Annotated in this window: 13 protein-coding genes; 6 read left to right on the top strand and 7 right to left on the bottom strand. The window is 34.1% G+C overall.

Annotated features, from left to right (window positions below):
• The 5 genes from ACH2BG_RS04730 to ACH2BG_RS04710 all read left to right on the top strand — a co-directional run.
• Positions 1-7,284, top strand: a 7,284-nt coding sequence (locus ACH2BG_RS04730) for a T9SS type B sorting domain-containing protein (RefSeq protein ID WP_395046571.1), incomplete at its 5' end; no start/stop codon positions are given.
• 46 nt (positions 7,285-7,330) lie between these two features.
• A complete protein-coding gene (locus ACH2BG_RS04725) occupies positions 7,331-8,302 on the top strand; it encodes a type IX secretion system membrane protein PorP/SprF (RefSeq protein WP_395046570.1) in 972 nt (323 codons plus the stop codon).
• A gap of 126 nt (positions 8,303-8,428) precedes the next feature.
• Positions 8,429-9,616, top strand: coding sequence for a phosphoglycerate kinase (locus ACH2BG_RS04720; RefSeq protein ID WP_395046569.1), 1,188 nt, complete (start codon positions 8,429-8,431; stop codon positions 9,614-9,616).
• Between the two features lie 105 nt (positions 9,617-9,721).
• Positions 9,722-11,797: a LysM peptidoglycan-binding domain-containing protein gene (locus ACH2BG_RS04715; RefSeq protein ID WP_395046568.1), complete on the top strand. Its 2,076-nt coding sequence runs from the start codon at positions 9,722-9,724 to the stop codon at positions 11,795-11,797.
• A gap of 57 nt (positions 11,798-11,854) precedes the next feature.
• On the top strand, positions 11,855-12,301 hold the full coding sequence (locus ACH2BG_RS04710) for a GNAT family N-acetyltransferase (protein ID WP_395046567.1): 447 nt from the start codon (positions 11,855-11,857) through the stop codon (positions 12,299-12,301).
• On the opposite strand, the gene ACH2BG_RS04705 is transcribed toward ACH2BG_RS04710, so the two are convergent.
• On the bottom strand, positions 12,298-13,116 hold the full coding sequence (locus ACH2BG_RS04705; RefSeq protein WP_395046566.1) for an OmpA family protein: 819 nt from the start codon (positions 13,114-13,116) through the stop codon (positions 12,298-12,300). The two genes, ACH2BG_RS04710 and ACH2BG_RS04705, sit on opposite strands and share 4 nt — an antisense overlap.
• 298 nt (positions 13,117-13,414) lie before the next feature.
• On the opposite strand from ACH2BG_RS04705, the gene ACH2BG_RS04700 reads away from it, so the two are divergent.
• Complete coding sequence (locus ACH2BG_RS04700; RefSeq protein WP_395046565.1) at positions 13,415-13,879, top strand: nuclear transport factor 2 family protein; 465 nt, start codon at positions 13,415-13,417, stop codon at positions 13,877-13,879.
• Positions 13,880-13,963: 84 nt separating this feature from the next.
• Here the strand turns inward: ACH2BG_RS04700 and ACH2BG_RS04695 are convergent, their stop codons facing one another.
• The 6 genes from ACH2BG_RS04695 to ACH2BG_RS04670 all read right to left on the bottom strand — a co-directional run.
• Positions 13,964-14,566 (bottom strand): NAD(P)H-dependent oxidoreductase, encoded by a 603-nt coding sequence (locus ACH2BG_RS04695; protein ID WP_395046564.1) that lies wholly within the window; start codon positions 14,564-14,566, stop codon positions 13,964-13,966.
• Positions 14,567-14,676: 110 nt separating this feature from the next.
• Positions 14,677-15,552 (bottom strand): helix-turn-helix domain-containing protein, encoded by an 876-nt coding sequence (locus ACH2BG_RS04690; protein ID WP_395046563.1) that lies wholly within the window; start codon positions 15,550-15,552, stop codon positions 14,677-14,679.
• A 65-nt stretch (positions 15,553-15,617) separates the two neighbouring features.
• Positions 15,618-17,255 carry a S41 family peptidase gene (locus ACH2BG_RS04685; RefSeq protein ID WP_395046562.1) on the bottom strand — a complete coding sequence of 546 codons (1,638 nt, stop codon included), beginning with the start codon at positions 17,253-17,255 and terminating at the stop codon, positions 15,618-15,620.
• A gap of 3 nt (positions 17,256-17,258) precedes the next feature.
• Positions 17,259-18,113: a DUF4349 domain-containing protein gene (locus ACH2BG_RS04680; protein ID WP_395046561.1), complete on the bottom strand. Its 855-nt coding sequence runs from the start codon at positions 18,111-18,113 to the stop codon at positions 17,259-17,261.
• Positions 18,114-18,176: 63 nt separating this feature from the next.
• Positions 18,177-18,920, bottom strand: a complete 744-nt coding sequence (gene mtgA, locus ACH2BG_RS04675) for a monofunctional biosynthetic peptidoglycan transglycosylase (RefSeq protein WP_395046560.1) — start codon at positions 18,918-18,920, stop codon at positions 18,177-18,179.
• Positions 18,920-19,728, bottom strand: an 809-nt coding sequence (locus ACH2BG_RS04670) for an NAD(P)/FAD-dependent oxidoreductase (RefSeq protein WP_395046559.1), incomplete at its 5' end; no start/stop codon positions are given. The genes mtgA and ACH2BG_RS04670, both read right to left, overlap by 1 nt.

Here is a 19,728-nt window from a genome sequence, read left to right as displayed (position 1 = left end):
AAAGATTTAGATTGTACTGCTTCACCTAATGCTGTTATTACAGGAACAATAGTTGGAGGTTATTCACCATTTACTTATCAAGTAAGTTTTAATGCTGGTGCTTTCACAAATCTTGGAGCAACTACATCACCATTTACTTATTCAACATCAGTTGCAGGAACATATCAGTTTCAAGTTACTGATTCAAGAGGTTGTACAGCACAATCTATTGTTCATACTGTAAATGCTCTTATCCCAGTTGCAGCTACGCATACACAAACAAATAATCTTTGTTTTGGAGATGCTGCTGGAACAGTAACTATTACACCATCTGGTGGTGTTGCACCTTATCAAGTAAATTTTAATGGTTTAGGATTTAGTTCTACATTTACTTATTCAGGATTAGCAGCTGGAACATATCCTTATGTTGTAAGAGATAGTAAAAGCTGTACTTTTAATGGAAGTGTTACTATAACACAACCAGCACAAATTGCTTATACAGCAATAGTAAATCCTATTACATGTAGTGTTGGAATACCTCCATACACTTTAGGTTCTATTTGTGTAAATTCATTAACAGGCGGGATAGCACCTTACACTTATACCTTAGTCGATTTAACAGGTGGTACTCCAGTACAGACTTTTGTAACGGCAGTGGCAGTAAATCACTGTTTTACAAATATTGATTTTGGATTGTATGATTTAAGCGTTACTGATGCTAATGGTTGTACGATTGTAAAATCTAATTTAGTAATGTCTAATCCTCCGAATGATTTAACATTTGTTGTTAATCCCCTTGGAGGTACTTGTGCTTCGGGATCGTCAGTTACGGTAACCTTAGTTGGAGCTTTAGGAGTAGGTCCTTTCGAATTTGGAATATACAATTCAACAACAATACCATATGTTGTATTTCCAAATGTATTTGTGCCAGCTAGTAGCCCACCATTTACACATTTATTTACAGGTCTTACACCAGGTGCAATATTTACAATTGTTGTAAGAGATACAACAACAGGATGTTATTATTTTGAACAAATGACCGCTCCTACCGCTACTAGTTCTACTATTAATGTAACACCTTTGGTTGCTAATCCAGTGCCATGTATAGGTGGAAATAACGGATCAGTAACATTTAGTTTGACAGGAATAAACGCAGGAACAACATCTATTAATTATAGTGTTCATTATGCTTCAAATAACTTGCCAGTAGGTGCCGCCACGGATGGAACACTTACCGCTCCTTTTATAATGTTTCCTTTTACGACAGGACCATTGGCACCCGGAACTTATAATATCCAATTTACTGAAATAGGTGGCCCAATTTCTGGTTGTGGTGTGACTTCTGCTAATTTTACCATTGTACAATCGTCAACAAATTTAGCATTATCAGCAACCACAACAAATGATAATTGTGTTGTAAATGCAGGTCAAATAGCTGCTAATGCTTCAGGAGGGACAGGACCATATACATATCAATATTTACCATCACCAAGTGTTGCTCCAACAGCAGCTTCACCTGGATGGGTTGCTACTAATCCTTTTAATGGAGAGAGTGGTAATTATGATGTGTATGTAAAAGATGCTTTTGGTTGTATTAGATCGGTAACAGTTGTTATTGGTTTAGATCCTTCGCCAGTTATTGCAGCTACATTAGTAAATGCATGCGTGGCTCAAGGTACTTACCAAATAAACGTGACTATGCCTACAGCAGGTATGGCGCCTTATACTTTTAGTATAGATGGTGGTGCTTTTGTAGCCAATACAACACCGTTTACCATTTCAGGATTGTCCTCAGGTGTGCATACAGTACAAGTAAGAGATAGAAATGGTTGCGGAAATACAGTTTCGGTAACAATATTAACACCATTAATTGTTTCGGCTGTATTTACAACTCAACCAACTTGTTTTAACAACAATGGTACAATTACAGCAAGCGCATCTGGTGGTTCTGCACCAGCAAATTATACTTATACTTTATTAACAAGTGGTTCAGTTGTAATTACAGGACCGCAAGTAAGTAATGTTTTTGTAGGGCAACCAGCAGGATGTTATATCATTAGAGTAACAGATTCAGCTACAGGTTGTAGTGCTAATACTCCATTCTGTCTTACTTTACCAACACCAGTAACATTTACAGCTGTACCTACAAGTGTAACATGTAATGGAGGAACGGATGGAACAATTACGATTAACTTAACAGGAGCAAGCGATAATCCTCCTTACACATATCAAATAAATGCTCCAATTGTAGTTGGACCACAAACATCGAATGTATTTACAGGATTACCAGCAGGAACTTATACGGTTCAGGTAAATTCTGGTAGAGGTTGTACATTAATAGATAACAATGTTATTGTAGGAACACCAACACCAGTTGTAGCATCTGCATCAGCAACACCATTTACGTGTGCGGCAAATAATTCTGTAAATGTTTCAGTACTTACTGTAAATGGATCTGGGGGAACACCAGCTTATACTTATAGTATAAATGGAGTAAATTATTTTGCTACTAATACTTTTAATATTATTAATACAGGAGCTGTTCAAAATATTACAGTTTATGTAAAAGATTTTAAAGGTTGTATAGATACTGAAGTTATAATTATAACGCCTTTACCAGCTATTACAGCGGCAACTGTTACACAAACAATAGCAATAACTTGTACTAATCCAGAATTAGTTACAATTAATGTAACGGGAGGTTCAGGAAATTTCACTTACCAAACATTACCTTTGGGAGCTGCAAATGTGACTCAAGTTGGTGTTACCAATCAGTTTAATATTTCTGCACCTGGAACTTATTTCTTCCAAGTAAATGATGTTACTACAGGTTGTTATTTTGCAACTTTAGCTTATACAGTTGCACCTTATAACACAATTGATGTTGTTGCAACAGCAACTACACCAGTTACATGCTTTGGAAGTAATAATGGAGCAATTAGTATTAATGTTACTGGTTATACAGGAGCTTATTCCTATACTGTTTTAGGAAGTTTACCGCTTGTAAGTGGAGTAGGAAACACTGCTGTAAATCCACTAGTGATATCAGGTTTACTAGCAGGAAATTATACTGTTCAAGTTACAGAAACTGCGAGTCCTTTCTGTGTTAAAATTTCGAATGTTGTAACAGTAGCTTCACCATCTCAAGTTTCATTGAGTTTAGCATCTAATGTTAATGCAAATTGTAATTCAGGAGCTCAAGTTACCGTTATTGGTTCTGGAGGAACACCTGCTTACACTTATGCATTTGTTCAAAACGGATTTATACCAGTATTAGCAGATTATACAGCATCTAATACAGCTGTATTAAATCCAGCGACAAATACACAATGGGATGTTTACGTAAAAGATGCTAATGGTTGCTTCACATTTATTGATGTAACTATTGCTACTGATGTACTGCCTACAGTTACATTGCCAACTTTTGCTTCTGATCAATGTACGTCTACAGGAACATCATATACATTTACAGCAACAGGAACAGGATTAGCACCATTAACTTATTCTATAGGTGCTGGATTCCAAAATAGTGGAACATTTACTGTTTCTGCTTCAGGTGTTTATACAGTAACGATTAAAGATAAAAACGGTTGTACTGCTAGTGCTTCAATTACAGTATATCCACCAATTGGAGTTAACCCTTCAATTACGGCTTTACCAAGTTGTGCAAATAATGATGGTAGTATAACAGTAAATACTGTTGGAGGTTCTGGTACGTATAACTATTCTATTGCACCTAATCCAGTAGGAATTACTTTAGTTGGTAATGTGTTTTCAAATGTGCCTTCAGGAATCTATACAATAACCGTTACAGATGTTTTAACAACTTGTACTAAAAACGTATCAGTAACACTAAGCGCTGCTACACCGGTAACATTTACCGCTATGCCTACAAATGTAAGTTGTAGCGGAGGAACAGATGGTACAATTACTGTAAATTTAGGAGCGGGAAATAACGATCCAATTTATACTTATCAAATTACTGCTGGGCCAGTTACTACTCCTGTTCAAACAACGAATGTGTTTACAGGATTGCCAACAGGAACTTATACTGTTCAAGTAATTTCAGGTAGAGGTTGTCAGTTAATAGATAACAATGTTATTGTAGGGACGCCTAATCCGATACTTGTGCCAGCAACGACAATTACACAATTTGCTTGTGCTGCAGGAACAAATGCCGTAAACGTTGCTACTATTACAGTAACGGGTGTTACAGGTGGTTCAGGAGTTTATACAAACTATCAATTTATATTGGGTGGGATTATACAACAAAGTGGATCTAGCAATACGTATTCTACAGCAAATGCTGCTGGAGGTACTTATACTATCAATGTTTTTGATAATAAAGGTTGTTTAGGAACGACTACTGCAGTAATAAATCCTTATATATCGATAAGTAATCCTACAGTTGTTGTAGATAGTCCAATTACTTGTACTACAAACGAACAAATTACGATCTCAGTTACTGTTGCTGGTGGAGCACCTCCAGTTTTCAGTTACACTGTTACGGGATATCCAACAAATGCAATTCCGTATAATGTTACACAAAACTCACCAACATTTACTGGATTGACAATTGGAGATTACCTAATCACAGTGTTAAATCCAATAACAGGATGTAGCGTACAAACAATACATTATGTTTTCAATCCAAATACATTCTCTTTATTAATTAATAGTATAGTTGATGTTACTTGTATTGCAGATAATAACGGAAGTGCAAACATTACAATCATAGATAATGATGTAACACCAACAAATGATGCTGGGCCATTTAATTATACAATTTTAGATAGTTTAGGAGCAACAGTTACTTCAGGAGTTAGCGCTAGTGCAGGACCAATAACTATTTCTGGATTGCCTTCGGGAATATATACAGCAAATGTTACTTTAGTTAATTCGCCAAGATGTTCGGTGACACAGAATTTTACAATTTCTGGACCAACAAGCGCATTATCGGTTTCTGCAACAAGCTCACCTATAACTTGTGTTACAGGGAATAACGACGGAACTATTACAGCATCAGCTATTGGTGGTTGGGGAGCTCCTTACGAATTCCAACTTCAGATAGGTGCTGCGATTATTACGCCTTATAGCTCTAATCCAAACTTTACAGGATTAACACAAGCTACATATACTGTTTATGCAAGAGATGTTCGAGGTTGTATAGTTCAAATGAATGTTACACTAACAAATCCAACTACAATAGGAGCAACTGTTACAGCAACAACGGCTAACCTTGCTTGTTTTGGAGATACAACATCTATTAATATCTCGAATGTGACCGGTGGACAAGGAAGTAATTATACTTATACGATAAAAGGACCATTGCCTTCAACAATAGCTTCAGGGCCATTCCCTTTACCAGCTAGTGGTTCGGTGAGTGTTTCAGGTATTCCAGTAGGAAATTATGATGTTGAAATAAGAGACGGCTGGAATTGTTTTAATAATTTCCCAGTGGCTATTACGCAACCACCAGTTGTAAGAGCAAGCTTGACACAAACTAGTATTTTAACTTGTACACCAGGTAGTGCATCAGTTACTTTAACTGGTTCTGGAGGAACACCTCCGTATAGTTATAGTGCAACAGGAATTGCAGGTTCATTTATTGGTTCATTCAACCCATCAATACTTATAACAGGATTAAATGCCGGAACGTACAGCTATTACATTCAAGATACAAATGGTTGTAAGAGCTTGGTTTCTGGAGATGTGACAATTACTGCTCCAGATCCATTAAGTTTAACTTTATTATCAACAACAAATACCACGGTAAATTGTTTTGGTGATAGTACTGGTGCAATAAATGTTTCAGCTCAAGGTGGTTTAGGTAATTACGTTTATACATTAACAAATACAGGAACAGGAGCAGTAACAACAAATGCAACAGGTATTTTTACAGGTTTATTTGCAGGTAATTACCAAGTTGATGTGGTTAGCGGCGACTGTAATACACAATTTATCCCTGTAACAATCACGCAACCTGCAGTTGCTTTTGATGTCACACCTTTTTCAATATCAGGAGCTACTTGTTTTGGAAACAGAGATGGTCAAATTGTGCTAAGAATCACAGGTTATGTAGGGCCATTAACGTATGTTATTACAACATCAACGGCTATACCACCTGTTTATAACACACAAACTATACAGTTGCCAGTTACTCAAACACCACCTGTAACTAATCCAGTTACCCCGTTTGACCCATTGGTGTGGTATGCTACAATATCTAATCTAATGCCTAATACGGTTTCTTCTCCTCCGGGAGTAATACCAGTTGTGTATTCTGATTGGTATTCTATTCTATTGCAAAATGGACCATTGGGTTGTAGCGATGAATTAAGAAATTTAGTTATTACACGACCAGAGCCAATAACTCCAACACTTAACGGTCCAAGCGTTGTACAAGCACTATGTTTGGGTGACACAGCTTCTTTCAGCATTACTGTCGCAGGAGGTACTCCTCAATACAGTGTTAGTCTAGATAGCAGTACAGGACCATTTACTTTAGGAGCAGTTGGACAAACAGTATTTAGTTTTACAGTGCTTAACGGAGGTACACATACGGTTTATATTAGAGACAATAACAATTGTACCGAGAATATAATCGTTGTTTTAAACAGACCTGCGAATTTTGCTCCTACAGTAGACTCTGAATGTATTTTGAATGCACGTCAGTATACTGTTAATGTTAACAGTACACCAGCTGGTCAAGTAGCTACTTATAGTTTAGATGGTGCATTACCATATAATTCAATAAGTACATATACCGGACTTACGCCTGGAGCACATTATGTTGATGTTAATGTTGCTGGTTGTATCCATAGAGTTAACTTTACTGTAGTTGGACCAATAGTGCTAACAGTAAGCAATGGAGGTCTTAATGAAATTGTTGCCACTTCAACAGGAGGATCAGGCGGAAATTCATATACTTTCAATGGATATGATAATGGTACCAATAGCTATATTATAACTGAAACAGGCGTTTATACGGTTAGAGTTACCGATAGTGACGGATGTTATGATGAAAAGTTGTTCCCAAAAACGTTCATACCAATAAAAATTATCAATGTTTACACACCAGGTGATGGTGGAGGATGGTCTCCATTAAATACATCTAACTATCCTAATTTAATGACTAGAATTTATGATAGATATGGTCGTTTAATAGCGGAATTACCAGAAGGACAACAATGGTACGGTAAATATAACGGACAAGAATTACCATCAGGAGATTACTGGTATGTTGTAAAAGTTGACGAAAGCAACGCCGAGGAATTTGTAGGTCACTTTACATTGTACAGATAATTTTAATTCAAGAACTATGACAACGTCAATAAATAAAATATTTAAAATGAAAAAGTTCCTGATTGCGATTGTTTTACTATCGTTTACAAAGAATTTTGCACAAGAGTTAAATGTTCCGCCAGCAACACAATATCTGGCGGACAACCCTTTTGTTATCGCACCAGTTTATGCAGGAATAGGAGATAATTTCAGGATAAGACTAAACGGTTTTGCCCAATGGGTTGGTATAAAAGACGCCCCTAGAAATCAGGGATTATATGCCGATTTTAGGATTGCCAATCAGTCTGGAATTGGACTTTCTTTATACAATGATAAGAACGGAAATACAAGACAAACAGGTCTAAAACTTTCGTTTGCACACCATATTATCTTAGATTACTATTCGAAACAATATCTGTCTTTTGGTATTTCTTATAACTTTAATAGTTTTAAAATAGACACACAAAATTTAGATTACAATCCTTTAGTCCTAAACGACAGGTATACAGGTAATGATAATTTTGATGTCAGTTTGTTATACAGACGAAAAGCTTTTTATGCCGCTTTTAGTACAGCCAACTTGTTAAATAAAAATATTGAAAAGTTCAAATCCTCACCAATAAATCTAGAACCTAATTTGTTAAGAAATTACCAACTATACACAGGATATACGTTTAGAGGAAACAGAGACAGCAGAACAGAAATCGAACCATCTGCATTTTTTCAATATTTTCAAAGTGACGGACGTTCTAGCACCGATTTGAATGTCAAACTAAGATATTTAGACAACCAACGAACAGGATATTTCTGGGTAGGTGCTACTTATCGTTTTCTTAATGACCAACCTATGAAACCACTTACTGTGGGACCAATGTTAGGTATCAAAAAAGGAGGCTTTTATATGGGCTATTCTTATCAGTTAACACTAAACGAATTGTCAGCCTATAACTCAGGAACACACATGGTAACATTAGGTTTCGATTTCTTACAAAAAGCAAGTAATTGTCCTTGTACACAAAAAGAGAATAATGACGATTAGATTTTTAAAATATTTAAAATAAAATTAAACCATTAAGATTTTAAGAAAGTTAAGTAATAAACTTAATGAAACTTAAAATCTTAATGGTTTAAAATTTGATAAAAATAACGTTAACACTATAAAAGAATGAAAACTATTTACGACTTCAATTTCCATAATAAAAAGGCTTTAATAAGAGTGGATTTTAATGTTCCCTTAAACGAAAGCTTTCATATTACCGATGCAACTCGTATTGAAGCCGCAAAGTCGACAATAGATAAAGTTCTTGCCGATGGTGGAAGCGTAATATTAATGTCACATTTAGGAAGACCAAAAGGTGTTCAAGCTCAATTTTCATTAAAACATATTGTTGCTAAAGTTTCAGAAATCTTAGGAGTTTCAGTTCAATTTTCTTCAAATTGTATAGGTGAAGAAGCAGAAAATGCAGCATCAAATTTAAAACCAGGCGAAGTTTTATTACTAGAGAACCTTCGTTTTCATGATGAAGAAGAAGCTGGCGATATCGAATTTTCTAAAAAACTTGCAAAACTAGGAGATATTTATGTGAATGATGCCTTCGGGACAGCGCACAGAGCACACGCTTCGACCACCATAATTGGACAGTTTTTCCCTGATCATAAATGTTTCGGAGCTCTTTTAGCCAAAGAAATAGAAAGTTTAAATAAAGTACTAAAAAATAGTGAAAAACCAGTTACAGCAGTTTTGGGAGGAAGTAAAGTTTCATCAAAAATTACAGTAATCGAGAATATTCTGGACAAAGTAGATCACATGATTATTGGCGGCGGAATGACTTTTACATTCATAAAAGCATTGGGCGGAAAAATAGGAAATTCACTTTGTGAAGATGATAAAATGGAATTGGCCTTAGAAATTTTGCGTTTGGCGAAAGAAAAGAATGTACAAATTCATCTTCCTGTCGATGTTATTGCTGCCAACTCATTTTCTAATGAAGCAGAAACCAAAATTATCAATATAAACGAAATTCCGGACGGTTGGCAAGGACTTGATGCTGGACCAAAATCATTAGAAAGCATCGAAAAAGTAATATTAGCATCAAAAACCATACTTTGGAACGGACCATTAGGCGTTTTCGAAATGCCAAATTTTGCTAACGGAACCATTCAATTAGGAAATTTTATTGCCGAAGCAACTCAAAACGGTGCCTTTTCACTTGTTGGGGGTGGTGATAGTGTTGCAGCAGTAAAACAATTTGGACTTGAAGACAAAATGAGTTATGTTTCTACAGGTGGTGGCGCCATGTTAGAAATGTTAGAAGGAAGAGTTTTGCCAGGAATTGCAGCTATTTTAGACTAAAAAATACAACTTTAACAATTTTTTTGCCTTTTTTACGTTTTAAGACTTTATGTTTGCACCTAGTCGCAACACATTGAAATATAACACTTTATAACCCCTACTGTTATGATGAATAAGAAATTTGCTTTTTTACTACTCCTGTTTTCAGCTACAAATATATTCGCTCAAGATATTGTTTTACATGATTCTGTAAAAAAACCAGAGCTAAGACTATCCTTTTTAGACTCGTTAAAAACCACTTATGTGGTAGACGAAATGTCTACTTGCGTAGATGAAAAATGTTTTAAGGAATTGATAAATGAAGATATTTCTCAGCAATTATTTTCGGATATAAAAAATCTTGATTTAGACAAAACAGTCGATTTCGAATTGCCAACAGAACTTTTAAAAGAAAGATTGAGATTAATGGACGAGAAATCGCCTTTTAATATCGAATATAATGTTGGTTTAGAAAACATCATCAAATCATTTCTTAAAAACAGAAAACGTTCTTATGAGCGACTAATGGGAATTTCTCAATACTATTTCCCAATGTTCGAAGAAGCCATGGCAAGATATAATGTGCCGTTAGAAATAAAATATTTGGCGATTGTCGAATCTGCATTAAACCCAAAAGCTGTTTCTCGTATGGGTGCAACAGGTTTGTGGCAGTTTATGTACGAAACCGGAAAACAATACAAACTAAATGTAAATTCTTATGTAGACGAACGTAGCGATGCATTAAAAGCAAGTGATGCCGCAGCACGTTACATGATGAATATGTATAAAATTTTTGGCGATTGGGAATTGGTATTGGCTTCATATAATTCAGGAGCAGGTAATGTTACCAAAGCGATTCGTCGTTCAGGCGGACATCAAAATTTCTGGAACATCAAGAAGTTTTTGCCAAAAGAAACAGCAGCTTATGTTCCTATGTTTCTAGCCACGATGTATATTTTCGAATACCATAAAGAACACGGAATTGTGCCAGACAAAACAGCTGTAAACCATTTTGCTACCGATACGATTGCTATAAAAAATAAAATGTCGTTCAAACAAATTTCGGCATTGTTAGATATGCCAGAAGCACAAATAGAGTTCCTAAATCCTTCATACAAAATGAAAGTCATTCCGTATGTGACGAACGAAACTCACTTTTTGTGTTTACCAAAAGATAAAATCGCCATTTTTGCTTCAAATGAAGACAAGATGTATGCTTATGTAGATTATCAGGAGAAAAACAGAGAAAGACCTTTTGTTGCAAAACCGAAAGTTAAGATTGTTAAAGATTCTATTTCTGGAAATGAAAATATAGACGAAGCTTTGGTAGAAACAAAAACCATTATGAAAGATGTTTCTAAAACTAAATTTCATAAAGTAAAAAGAGGTGATAATCTAAGCGATATTGCTGACAAATACAATGTTGCCTTGTCGGATTTAAAAAAATGGAATCACCTAAAAAGCAATAAAGTTCAACAAGGTAAAAGTTTAAAAATTATTACTGAAGAGAGAATTGCAGTGGTTCAGAAAGTTAAAAAACCAAAAACTATTTTAGAAGATAAAGTTGAATTGACTGATGATAAAGCAGTTGTTGTTCTTGACAAACCAGTTTCTAAAAAAGAAAAAGCAGTAAAAACAGAACTTATAACAGAAAAACCAGTCGTTGTTAAGGAACATATTGTAAAACAAGGAGAAAACTTAACCAGCATAGCAAAAGAACACAGATTGTATGTTACCGATTTAAAAAAATGGAACAATCTAAAAGACGGAAATATAAAATTGGGTGACAAACTAAAACTTTCTAATGCTCCAGATATTGCTATTGCAGATGAAGAAGCAAAATCAAGTACCGAAACTACTTTTTATACTATCAAAAAAGGAGATAATATTTCATTAATTGCTAAAAACAATAACGTTACCGTTGATGATTTAAAATCATGGAATAACTTAGACAACAATGTTGTAAGAGCAGGAGAGAAGCTTAAAATTGAAAAAATAGCAGGTGTTATTGCTGAAGTTTCTAAAAAAGACACTAAGAAAAAAGACAAATATCAAGAACAAAAATTATATGTAGTGCAAAAAGGAGATTCGTTGTTTAGCATTTCTCAAAAGCATCATACTACAGTTGCCGATATTAAAAAGCTGAATGATATTAAAGACGAAAACCTGCAACCAGGAATGAAACTTAAAATAAAAGCATAAAAAAAGGGAATCGTGAGATTCCCTTTTTTGTTATATTTGTAGTAAACAAATCTCATCATGTCATTATCATTCAAAATAAAGCCTTTTAAAGAACTTTCTCCTCAAGAATTATACGAAATACTAAGATTGAGAAGTGAAGTCTTTATAGTTGAGCAAAACTGCGTTTATCAAGATATAGACAACAAAGATCAGAAAGCATTACATGTTATGGGTTATTACAATAACGAATTGGTGGCATATTGCCGATTATTTGATGCGGGTGATTATTTTGACAACGCATCGATAGGACGTGTTATTGTAGCACAAAAATTCCGTGATAAGAAATGGGGAAACAACCTTATGATTGAAGCTATTGCTGGAATAAAACAATATTTTAATAAAAGTAAAATCACAATTTCTGCCCAAATGTATTTACAAAAATTCTACGAAAGTCATGGTTTTACTAAAACTTCCGAAATGTATTTAGAAGATGATATTGAACATATCGAGATGAAAAAACATTAAATCTTTGTAATCACAAGCTCGACTCTGCGGTCATACTGTGGTTCTTTTCCTAAAGGTTTTGCAGTACCGTAGCCTTTATAAATCATTCTTTTTTTGTCGATTTTTTTAACCACAAAAAAATTATAAACAACCTTGGCTCTATTGGAAGAAAGTTCTCTTTTTCTAGTATCTCTGTCTATTGCTTCTTTCTGGTAAGGTGGTGTGCAACAAACATGTCCTTGAATCTCGAATTGTAAATTTTTGTATTTAAGTAATGCTTTTGCAATTTTTTCTAAATCATTTTTTGCATTAACAGTCAGTTTGCTACTTCCTTTTTGGAAAAGAACATCACCTAAAAATATCCTGTCGCCAATAATATGTTTTTTCTGCACCATATCGAACATGCCCGGCATCTGAATTTTCGGTAATGGTTTCATGTTTATAACCACATCGACACGACGATTTTTAGAGCGAACTTCGGGAAGATTTTCTATAATATCATCATCAATCATGACGCGACCTTTGCCTTCGATGGTGACAATAATTTTGTTTTTAATACCGCTCGCGACTAGTTTTTTCTGAATGACAGAAGCCCGATTATTAGATAATTTAAAATTATATGATTCTTTACCACGATCATCGCAATAACCAAAAATTTGAACTGATTCAATTCGAATAGAATCGATATTTTTTATAAAATTGACGGTTTCAGTTGCTTGTTTTTCGTCGAGTTTAAATTTATCAAAATCGAAATAAACCGAATGAATAATTTCTTCTTGAGCCATTATTGCCTCAGAAAAAGAAAGGAAAAGAAGTAAAAATAGAAAGTGTCGCATGTTGTTTTTTATCACAAATTAGTTTTATATTTTCATTTGTTTTTTATCATAGAATGCGCTATCGGGTTATTTTCTGTTAAAGATAAAATTTCTTGCGAAATGTAAACGTGAATTTACTACAAAATTCGCAATCTTGCCAAACGCCTGTTAGCTGCCGTTTTTTTCTCGTCAGCTTTGTGTCAAAACTACATTAAAAAGCAAACTAATCAGTAATATGTTTCATTTTTTTAAGTAAAATGTTTCCCTTGCTTTTTTTCTCTGTTTTTACCTTTGTAGCATAAAAATAAAATCTAAAGAAATGAAAAAAACAATTTTAATACTTTCATTGTTACCTTTTGCATTTTTATCTTGCAACAATAGTAATACTGAAAAACAAGTTACAAACAATCAAATTAAAAACGAGAAAAATATGCAAGTTACAGAAGAACAAAAAAAAGGTATTCTACAAGCAATAGATTTGTACATAGAAGCTGGAAACAAAGGCGATGGCAAAATAGCAAAAGAAGCATTTGTTACAACAGCAACTGTGTCGTGGGTAGAAAACGGTAAATTAAAAAGTAGTCCAATTCAGGCTTTGTACGATTTTTTCGACCAAGGTGCTTTGGAATCAAGTTATGAATTGACCTCCATAAATATTGCCGAAGACGTTGCTACCGTTAGAATTGAATCGCAATTCGGAACTGCGAAATTTGCCGATATGTTTGCAATGGTAAAAGATGGCGACAAATGGAAAATTGTAAGTAAAGTGTATCACGCTAAATAAAAATTTACAATACATTAAAAAAGAGGCTGTTCCGATATTTTGGAACAGCCTCTTTTCTGTTTTTAAACTTTTTTGCTTTGTAAATTACAAGCCAAAAACTTCTGCCAAATGTTTTGGATAATTTTCAAGGTCTTCTGGCATAGTTTTACTTCTAAATATGTCAAAAGAATTATAGTCGGGTACAATGTCACAGCCACAAAATCGGTAACTGCTGGTAAGATGTGAAAATAAATCTTCTGTTGTTTTACCTCTGAATAATTTTTGTTCTATGTTGCCAAAAGCTTCTTTTGGCGCATTCCAAGTACCACAAACCATAAACTTTTTTCCTAACAAATATCCGCCTGAGCCGTATTGTCCTGGATTTTCTTTTGATCTTCCATCATTGGCAAGGAATGTTTTATTAGCCAAACCAACATTAAAAACTTCATCTACATATTTTTTGTGAATCCACGGTGCACCAAACCAATTTAAAGGTGTTTGTAAAATTACGATGTCTGCCTGCAAATGCTTTTCTACTTCTTCTTCAGGATTGTATCCGTCTTCAATTTTAGTATATAAAACTTCAAACTTTTTTGATTCGAAAAACTCTTTCGCCTTCTGAATAAATGAATTGTTTAAAGTTCCTTCCGACCAATTTTTGTACGTTAAATGTGTATTGATGAGCAATACTTTCTTTTTTTCTATCATTTTTAATTTGTCTTTTAATTAATCGTACAAAATTAAAACTTCGTGTAACGACGACAGGAAACATAGTACTGCAAAAAAGGAAACTTATTACTGATTACGAAAAAAAAATTTTAAGACGTTTTTGAAATCAATTTTTTATTTACTTCCATCTGATATTCTTTGGGTGTAAGATTTACATTTTTCCTGAAAAATTTAGTAAAGTAATTGGGATATTCAAACCCCAATTCGTAAGCCACTTCTACGCTTTTCATCTTTGGCTTTTTCTCTAATAGTTCTTTGGCTTTTTTTATCACAAACTCGTGAATATTTTCAATGGCAGATTTCTTGGTAAAGTGTTTGATGATATCGCCAAAATAATTGGGCGTCAGTCCTAGTTTATCTGCAAAATACTGAACATTTGGTGTTTGATTCATAGGTTGATTGTAGTAGTCGTTCAAACTTTGTTGAAAGTCGATCACAATCTGGTTGTATTGTTTTGTGTTGGCAGAAAATTGTCTTTTATAAAATGCTTCTACCAAAGAAAGCAGCACGTTTACATAAGGAAGTAAGACGGAGAAATTTTTTTTATCCTCATGATAATAATTGATCATCATATTGAATAAAGTGCTAATTTCCTTTAGTTCACTTTCTGTTAAAAATAAGGCTTCGTGTTGTCCGTAATCCAGATAGTTTTTAAACAAAAACCGATTCTCTTCTATAATTTTTTTTGAAATATGAATGTACATCCCGCTAAAATCAGGTTCTACATTCCACTCAAAAGACATCTCAGGACTGTTTAAAAATACGGCTGTTTTAGGTTTTGGATCAATTGCTGTTCTATCCGTGAAATTTACCTTAAAAGAAACTATGTAGAAGTCAATCATCACAGGTTCTGATTTCAAGAGCATATTGAGAGGATCATAATAGCCCATGTCAATATCATTGTCTAATGGTTGTGCAGCACCTATGTATTGGTTAAATGTTTTGAAGTCTGTGAATTTTGTCATCTGTTTCATGTTTGCACGATCGTTCTTAAAATGTCACATAACTAAAAATTGGTCTAATTCTCAACCTATTTTTTTAATATTCTATTATATTCAACCATATTATTCAGCAATTGTGTTGCTTTTTTTATCTCAGAATTACTCTTGGTATAATAAATATATAATCCTTCTTTATATTGGTTTCTAACTATAATTTCGTCACGCAATAAGTCTAATATTTGGGGTTTGCTTTTGTCTACTTCTAGGTCTTCTGCTTTTTGAAGCGAAGCTAATAAAGTGTCATATTGCAATTTTATTGCAGTGTCTATTTTTTCTTTTTTAGCTTCTTCGAGCATATCTTTGAGTGCCAAATCGGTTTTTGTATCAAAAGAAAAGTTTTGAGATTTTAGGAATTTCTTGAATTCTACAAAATCAGTATCAGTAAGCATTGGCATTTTGTTGCCTAAATTTGGATTTTTAATACAATATTGGGTTACAAAATTAAAAATCGCATCATTTCTTACCAAAGCTTCAATAATGGTATTGGTCTTGGTTTCTTCTAATTCGATATCCGGAAAAACACCACCGCCGTCAAAAACGGGACGACCTTTTCTGGTTTTAAAAGCATTATAATTTTTGGCTTCGGTACGAATGGCTTTGCCGTTGGCATCTTTTTTTGTGTAATCTAAAGCTTGAATACATCTGCCGGAAGGCGTATAATACCTAGAAATAGTCACTTTTAGTTGGGTTCCGTAAGTTAAATCGACATAACGTTGCACCAATCCTTTACCAAAACTTCTCGAACCTATAATAACGGCTCGGTCTAAATCTTGTAAAGCGCCAGAAACAATTTCGCTTGCCGAAGCACTATGACCATCAACTAATATGGCCAACGGAATGTCTAAATCTAGGGGATTTTTCGATGTTTTATAAGTATTGTTGTGCTTGGCAATATGCGATTTTGTGGTTACAATAATTTCGTTATTGGGTACAAATAAGTTACAAACATTTACCGCTTCGGATAGCAAGCCACCTGGATTTCCTCGTAAATCTAGAATAATTTGTGTGGCCCCTTGTTCCTTAAGTTTTTCTAATGCTTCTTTTGTTTCTGACGATGCTTTTGCATTAAATTTTTCTAAAACAATGTAACCAGTTTTGTTGTCTATTTTTCCAAAAAAGGGTACGGCTTTAATATCTACTTCTTCCAGAACGAGTTGCGTGGTTTTTATTTCGCCATTTCGTTTGTATTTTAAATCGATTTTCGCGTTTTTTCCTCCTTTTAATAACTGTGTTGCATCATCTTTGAAATCGATTAAATTCACATCACCAATTTGGATTATTTCGTCGCCAGCTTTTAGTCCAGCTTTGTCCGCAGGATAGTTTTTGTAAGGTTCACGAACAATAAGCCTTCCATCTTTTCTGGTTAATATCGCACCAATTCCCGTGTATTCGCCCGTGTTGTTTATCTTGGCTTTTACAACATCTTGCTCGTTAAAATAGTTGGTGTACGGATCCAGTTGCACCAACATGCTTTTTATCGCCTTATCCATCAATTCGCCAGGATTGGTCTCGTCAACATAGTTCATATTGAGGTTTTTGAACAATGTGGTGAAGATTTCTATTTGTTTGGCAATTTCGAAAAAATCTTCTTTAAAACTTACTCCAACAAATAAAAATGCACTTGCTATTGCTGGAAATATATATTTTTTTTTGAAAAGTGAAATCATTTTTTATTGTGTTTTTTTCTTAAATCTTCGTTTGATAAAGATAAATAGTACTACGAAAATAATGATAAAAGGCCAAATGCTGATAATTCCGAGTAAGAAACTTGACAATCCGTTGAAGCCTGATTTTATTTCGTTCCATATTTTGCCACCATAAGAAACTGTAACGCCACTTTCGGAAGGATTATTGGTGTACATTTCTATAGAAACTGTACTCATAGAAATCTGATTCTGCATGTATTTTAGCTGACCTTCTTTTGCTTCTATTTCTTCACGAATTTCGGCTAGTTGTTTTTCAATTTCTAACATTTCGGAAACTTTATTTGCTTTTGTTAGCAATTGAATATAACGTGCTTCGAGTTTCTTTTTAGCATTCATTCTAGCTTCTACATCTACATATTCTTCGGTTACGTCTTGCTGAGAAATTTCTTTTTTATCAAAATGAGAAACACCTTGACTTATTTCGTTTATAAAAGCATCAAAATCTTGATTTGGAATTCTAATAGTAAAATTTCGATAAACCGAATAATCATCTTTTCCAGAATTGTCATTTTGAATGATGGCTTTGTGTTTTGCTACTGCTTTTTGAACGGTTTGAAATGAACTTTCTAAATTTGAACTCTCGAAACGAAGATTTCCAGTTTTTATTATTTTAGCTTCTGTTTGTGTTTTAGGTTTATTTAAGTCCATAGACTCCACTCCAACGGCAGCTTCGTCTTCCATTACTGGAGCGGATTCTTCCGTAATTGGAGCTTCCGCCATTTTGTCCATGACAATAGTACTTGGACTAGCTTCGGCAGCGACGTCTTTACAAGAAACAGCAAAAAATAAAATAGAGAGGCAAACGAATAATTTTTTCATAGTTATAAATTTAGAAAAGTTGGTGGTTTTCTTAAATTGTTTATCAAAAATGTAGCCAAATTTTTAATATTCCAATTTCCCAACTGATTTCATAACTCGTAAGGTTTTATTCTTTCTTCTTTCGACATAAGCTGAAGAATTGGTTGCTTTATATTTTCTAGGATTTGGCAAAATTGCTGCTATAGATGCAGCTTCGTATTTGGTTAAATTCTTTGCACTTTTGTGAAACCAGTGTTTACTTGCGGCTTCAGCACCATATACACCATCGCCCATTTCGATACTGTTTAGGTATACTTCCATGATGCGTTCTTTGCCCCAAAAAAGCTCGATTAGTATTGTAAAATAAGCTTCCAATCCTTTTCTTAAATAGCTTCGCCCTTGCCACAAGAAAACATTTTTTGCCGTTTGTTGCGAAATTGTACTACCGCCTTTTAGTTTTTTTCCTTTCAAATTACTATTGAAAGCTTTGTTCATTGCACTAAAATCGAAACCATTGTGTTTTAAGAAACGACCATCTTCGCTCGCCACAACCGCTTTGGGCAAATTGAGAGAAATATCCTCAAGCGGAACCCACTCGTGACTGCAAACCATGTCTTTTCCGGCTTCGTTATGTTCGAATGCTCGAATTATCATAAGTGGTGTGTAAAAAACAGGCACAAATCTAAAAATGATAACCGTAAGCACAGAAAGTCCTACGAACCACATGATAAATTTGAATATAAAACTTTTTACTTTACTCCCAAAACTAGTTTTTACTTTTTTAGGAGCTGGTTTTGCTTTTGGTTTTGCTACTTTTTTTGTTGCCATTATATTAAATCTGCTAATTCTTGTCCTACTAAACTTCCTATGGCTATGCCCATGCCGCCCAATCTCACACCACAATATACATTTTCTGACAATGGCTCTACGATTGGTCTTTTGCTATTGCCTAAACCCATAATTCCAGACCAACGGTGTGCAATTTTGAAATCGGTATTGGGCAAAATTACAGTTTTTAGAATCTCTTCTAGTTTGTTTTGTATGATTTCTGTTTGACCAAATTCCGAAGTGTTTTCTCCTTCAAAATCAAGGTTTCTGCCACCTCCAAACAATATTCGATCATGTATATTTCTGAAATAATAATAACCTTTGTCTAAATGAAAAGTGCCTTTTATATTTAAATTCGGAATAGGTTCTGTGATTAAAACCTGTGCTCTGGCTGGTTTTACTTCATTGTTTGTTAACTGTCCGGCAAAACCATTGGTAGCAAAAAGTAGTTTTTTTGTATTAAAAGTAAAATCGTTTACTTGAATTTCTACAACATTTGCATTGTCATGAAAGTTAGAAACAGTCTGGTTATTCAAAATTAAAATTCCATTTGATTGCGCTTTTTTCAATAAAGCTTGCATCATATTTCCAGTATCTATTTGGGCTTCAAACGGATTGAAAATGGTATATTCTTGTATGTTATTAAAACCAAATCTATCTATATTCTTTTCAAAAACGTCAGTTCTAAAAATTGGTTTTAAAATATCATTGATGAAAGGTAATTTTTGTAAACACTCATTATAAGTAGATTCATCATTTTTTAAAAACAATTCATATCCGCCAAAAGGCTTAAAATCTAAGGCTTCAT

The organism is Flavobacterium sp., from assembly GCF_043779715.1.
Taxonomy (GTDB): Bacteria; Bacteroidota; Bacteroidia; order Flavobacteriales; family Flavobacteriaceae; genus Flavobacterium.
This window is presented reverse-complemented; position numbering and strand designations above follow the sequence as displayed.

Coding starts and splice junctions, on each gene's coding strand:
- ACH2BG_RS04725 (WP_395046570.1), top strand. CDS start 7,331: ATGAAAAAGTTCCTGATTGCGATTGTTTTACTATCGTTTACAAAGAAT.
- ACH2BG_RS04720 (WP_395046569.1), top strand. CDS start 8,429: ATGAAAACTATTTACGACTTCAATTTCCATAATAAAAAGGCTTTAATA.
- ACH2BG_RS04715 (WP_395046568.1), top strand. CDS start 9,722: ATGATGAATAAGAAATTTGCTTTTTTACTACTCCTGTTTTCAGCTACA.
- ACH2BG_RS04710 (WP_395046567.1), top strand. CDS start 11,855: ATGTCATTATCATTCAAAATAAAGCCTTTTAAAGAACTTTCTCCTCAA.
- ACH2BG_RS04705 (WP_395046566.1), bottom strand. CDS start 13,116: ATGCGACACTTTCTATTTTTACTTCTTTTCCTTTCTTTTTCTGAGGCA.
- ACH2BG_RS04700 (WP_395046565.1), top strand. CDS start 13,415: ATGAAAAAAACAATTTTAATACTTTCATTGTTACCTTTTGCATTTTTA.
- ACH2BG_RS04695 (WP_395046564.1), bottom strand. CDS start 14,566: ATGATAGAAAAAAAGAAAGTATTGCTCATCAATACACATTTAACGTAC.
- ACH2BG_RS04690 (WP_395046563.1), bottom strand. CDS start 15,552: ATGACAAAATTCACAGACTTCAAAACATTTAACCAATACATAGGTGCT.
- ACH2BG_RS04685 (WP_395046562.1), bottom strand. CDS start 17,255: ATGATTTCACTTTTCAAAAAAAAATATATATTTCCAGCAATAGCAAGT.
- ACH2BG_RS04680 (WP_395046561.1), bottom strand. CDS start 18,113: ATGAAAAAATTATTCGTTTGCCTCTCTATTTTATTTTTTGCTGTTTCT.
- mtgA (WP_395046560.1), bottom strand. CDS start 18,920: ATGGCAACAAAAAAAGTAGCAAAACCAAAAGCAAAACCAGCTCCTAAA.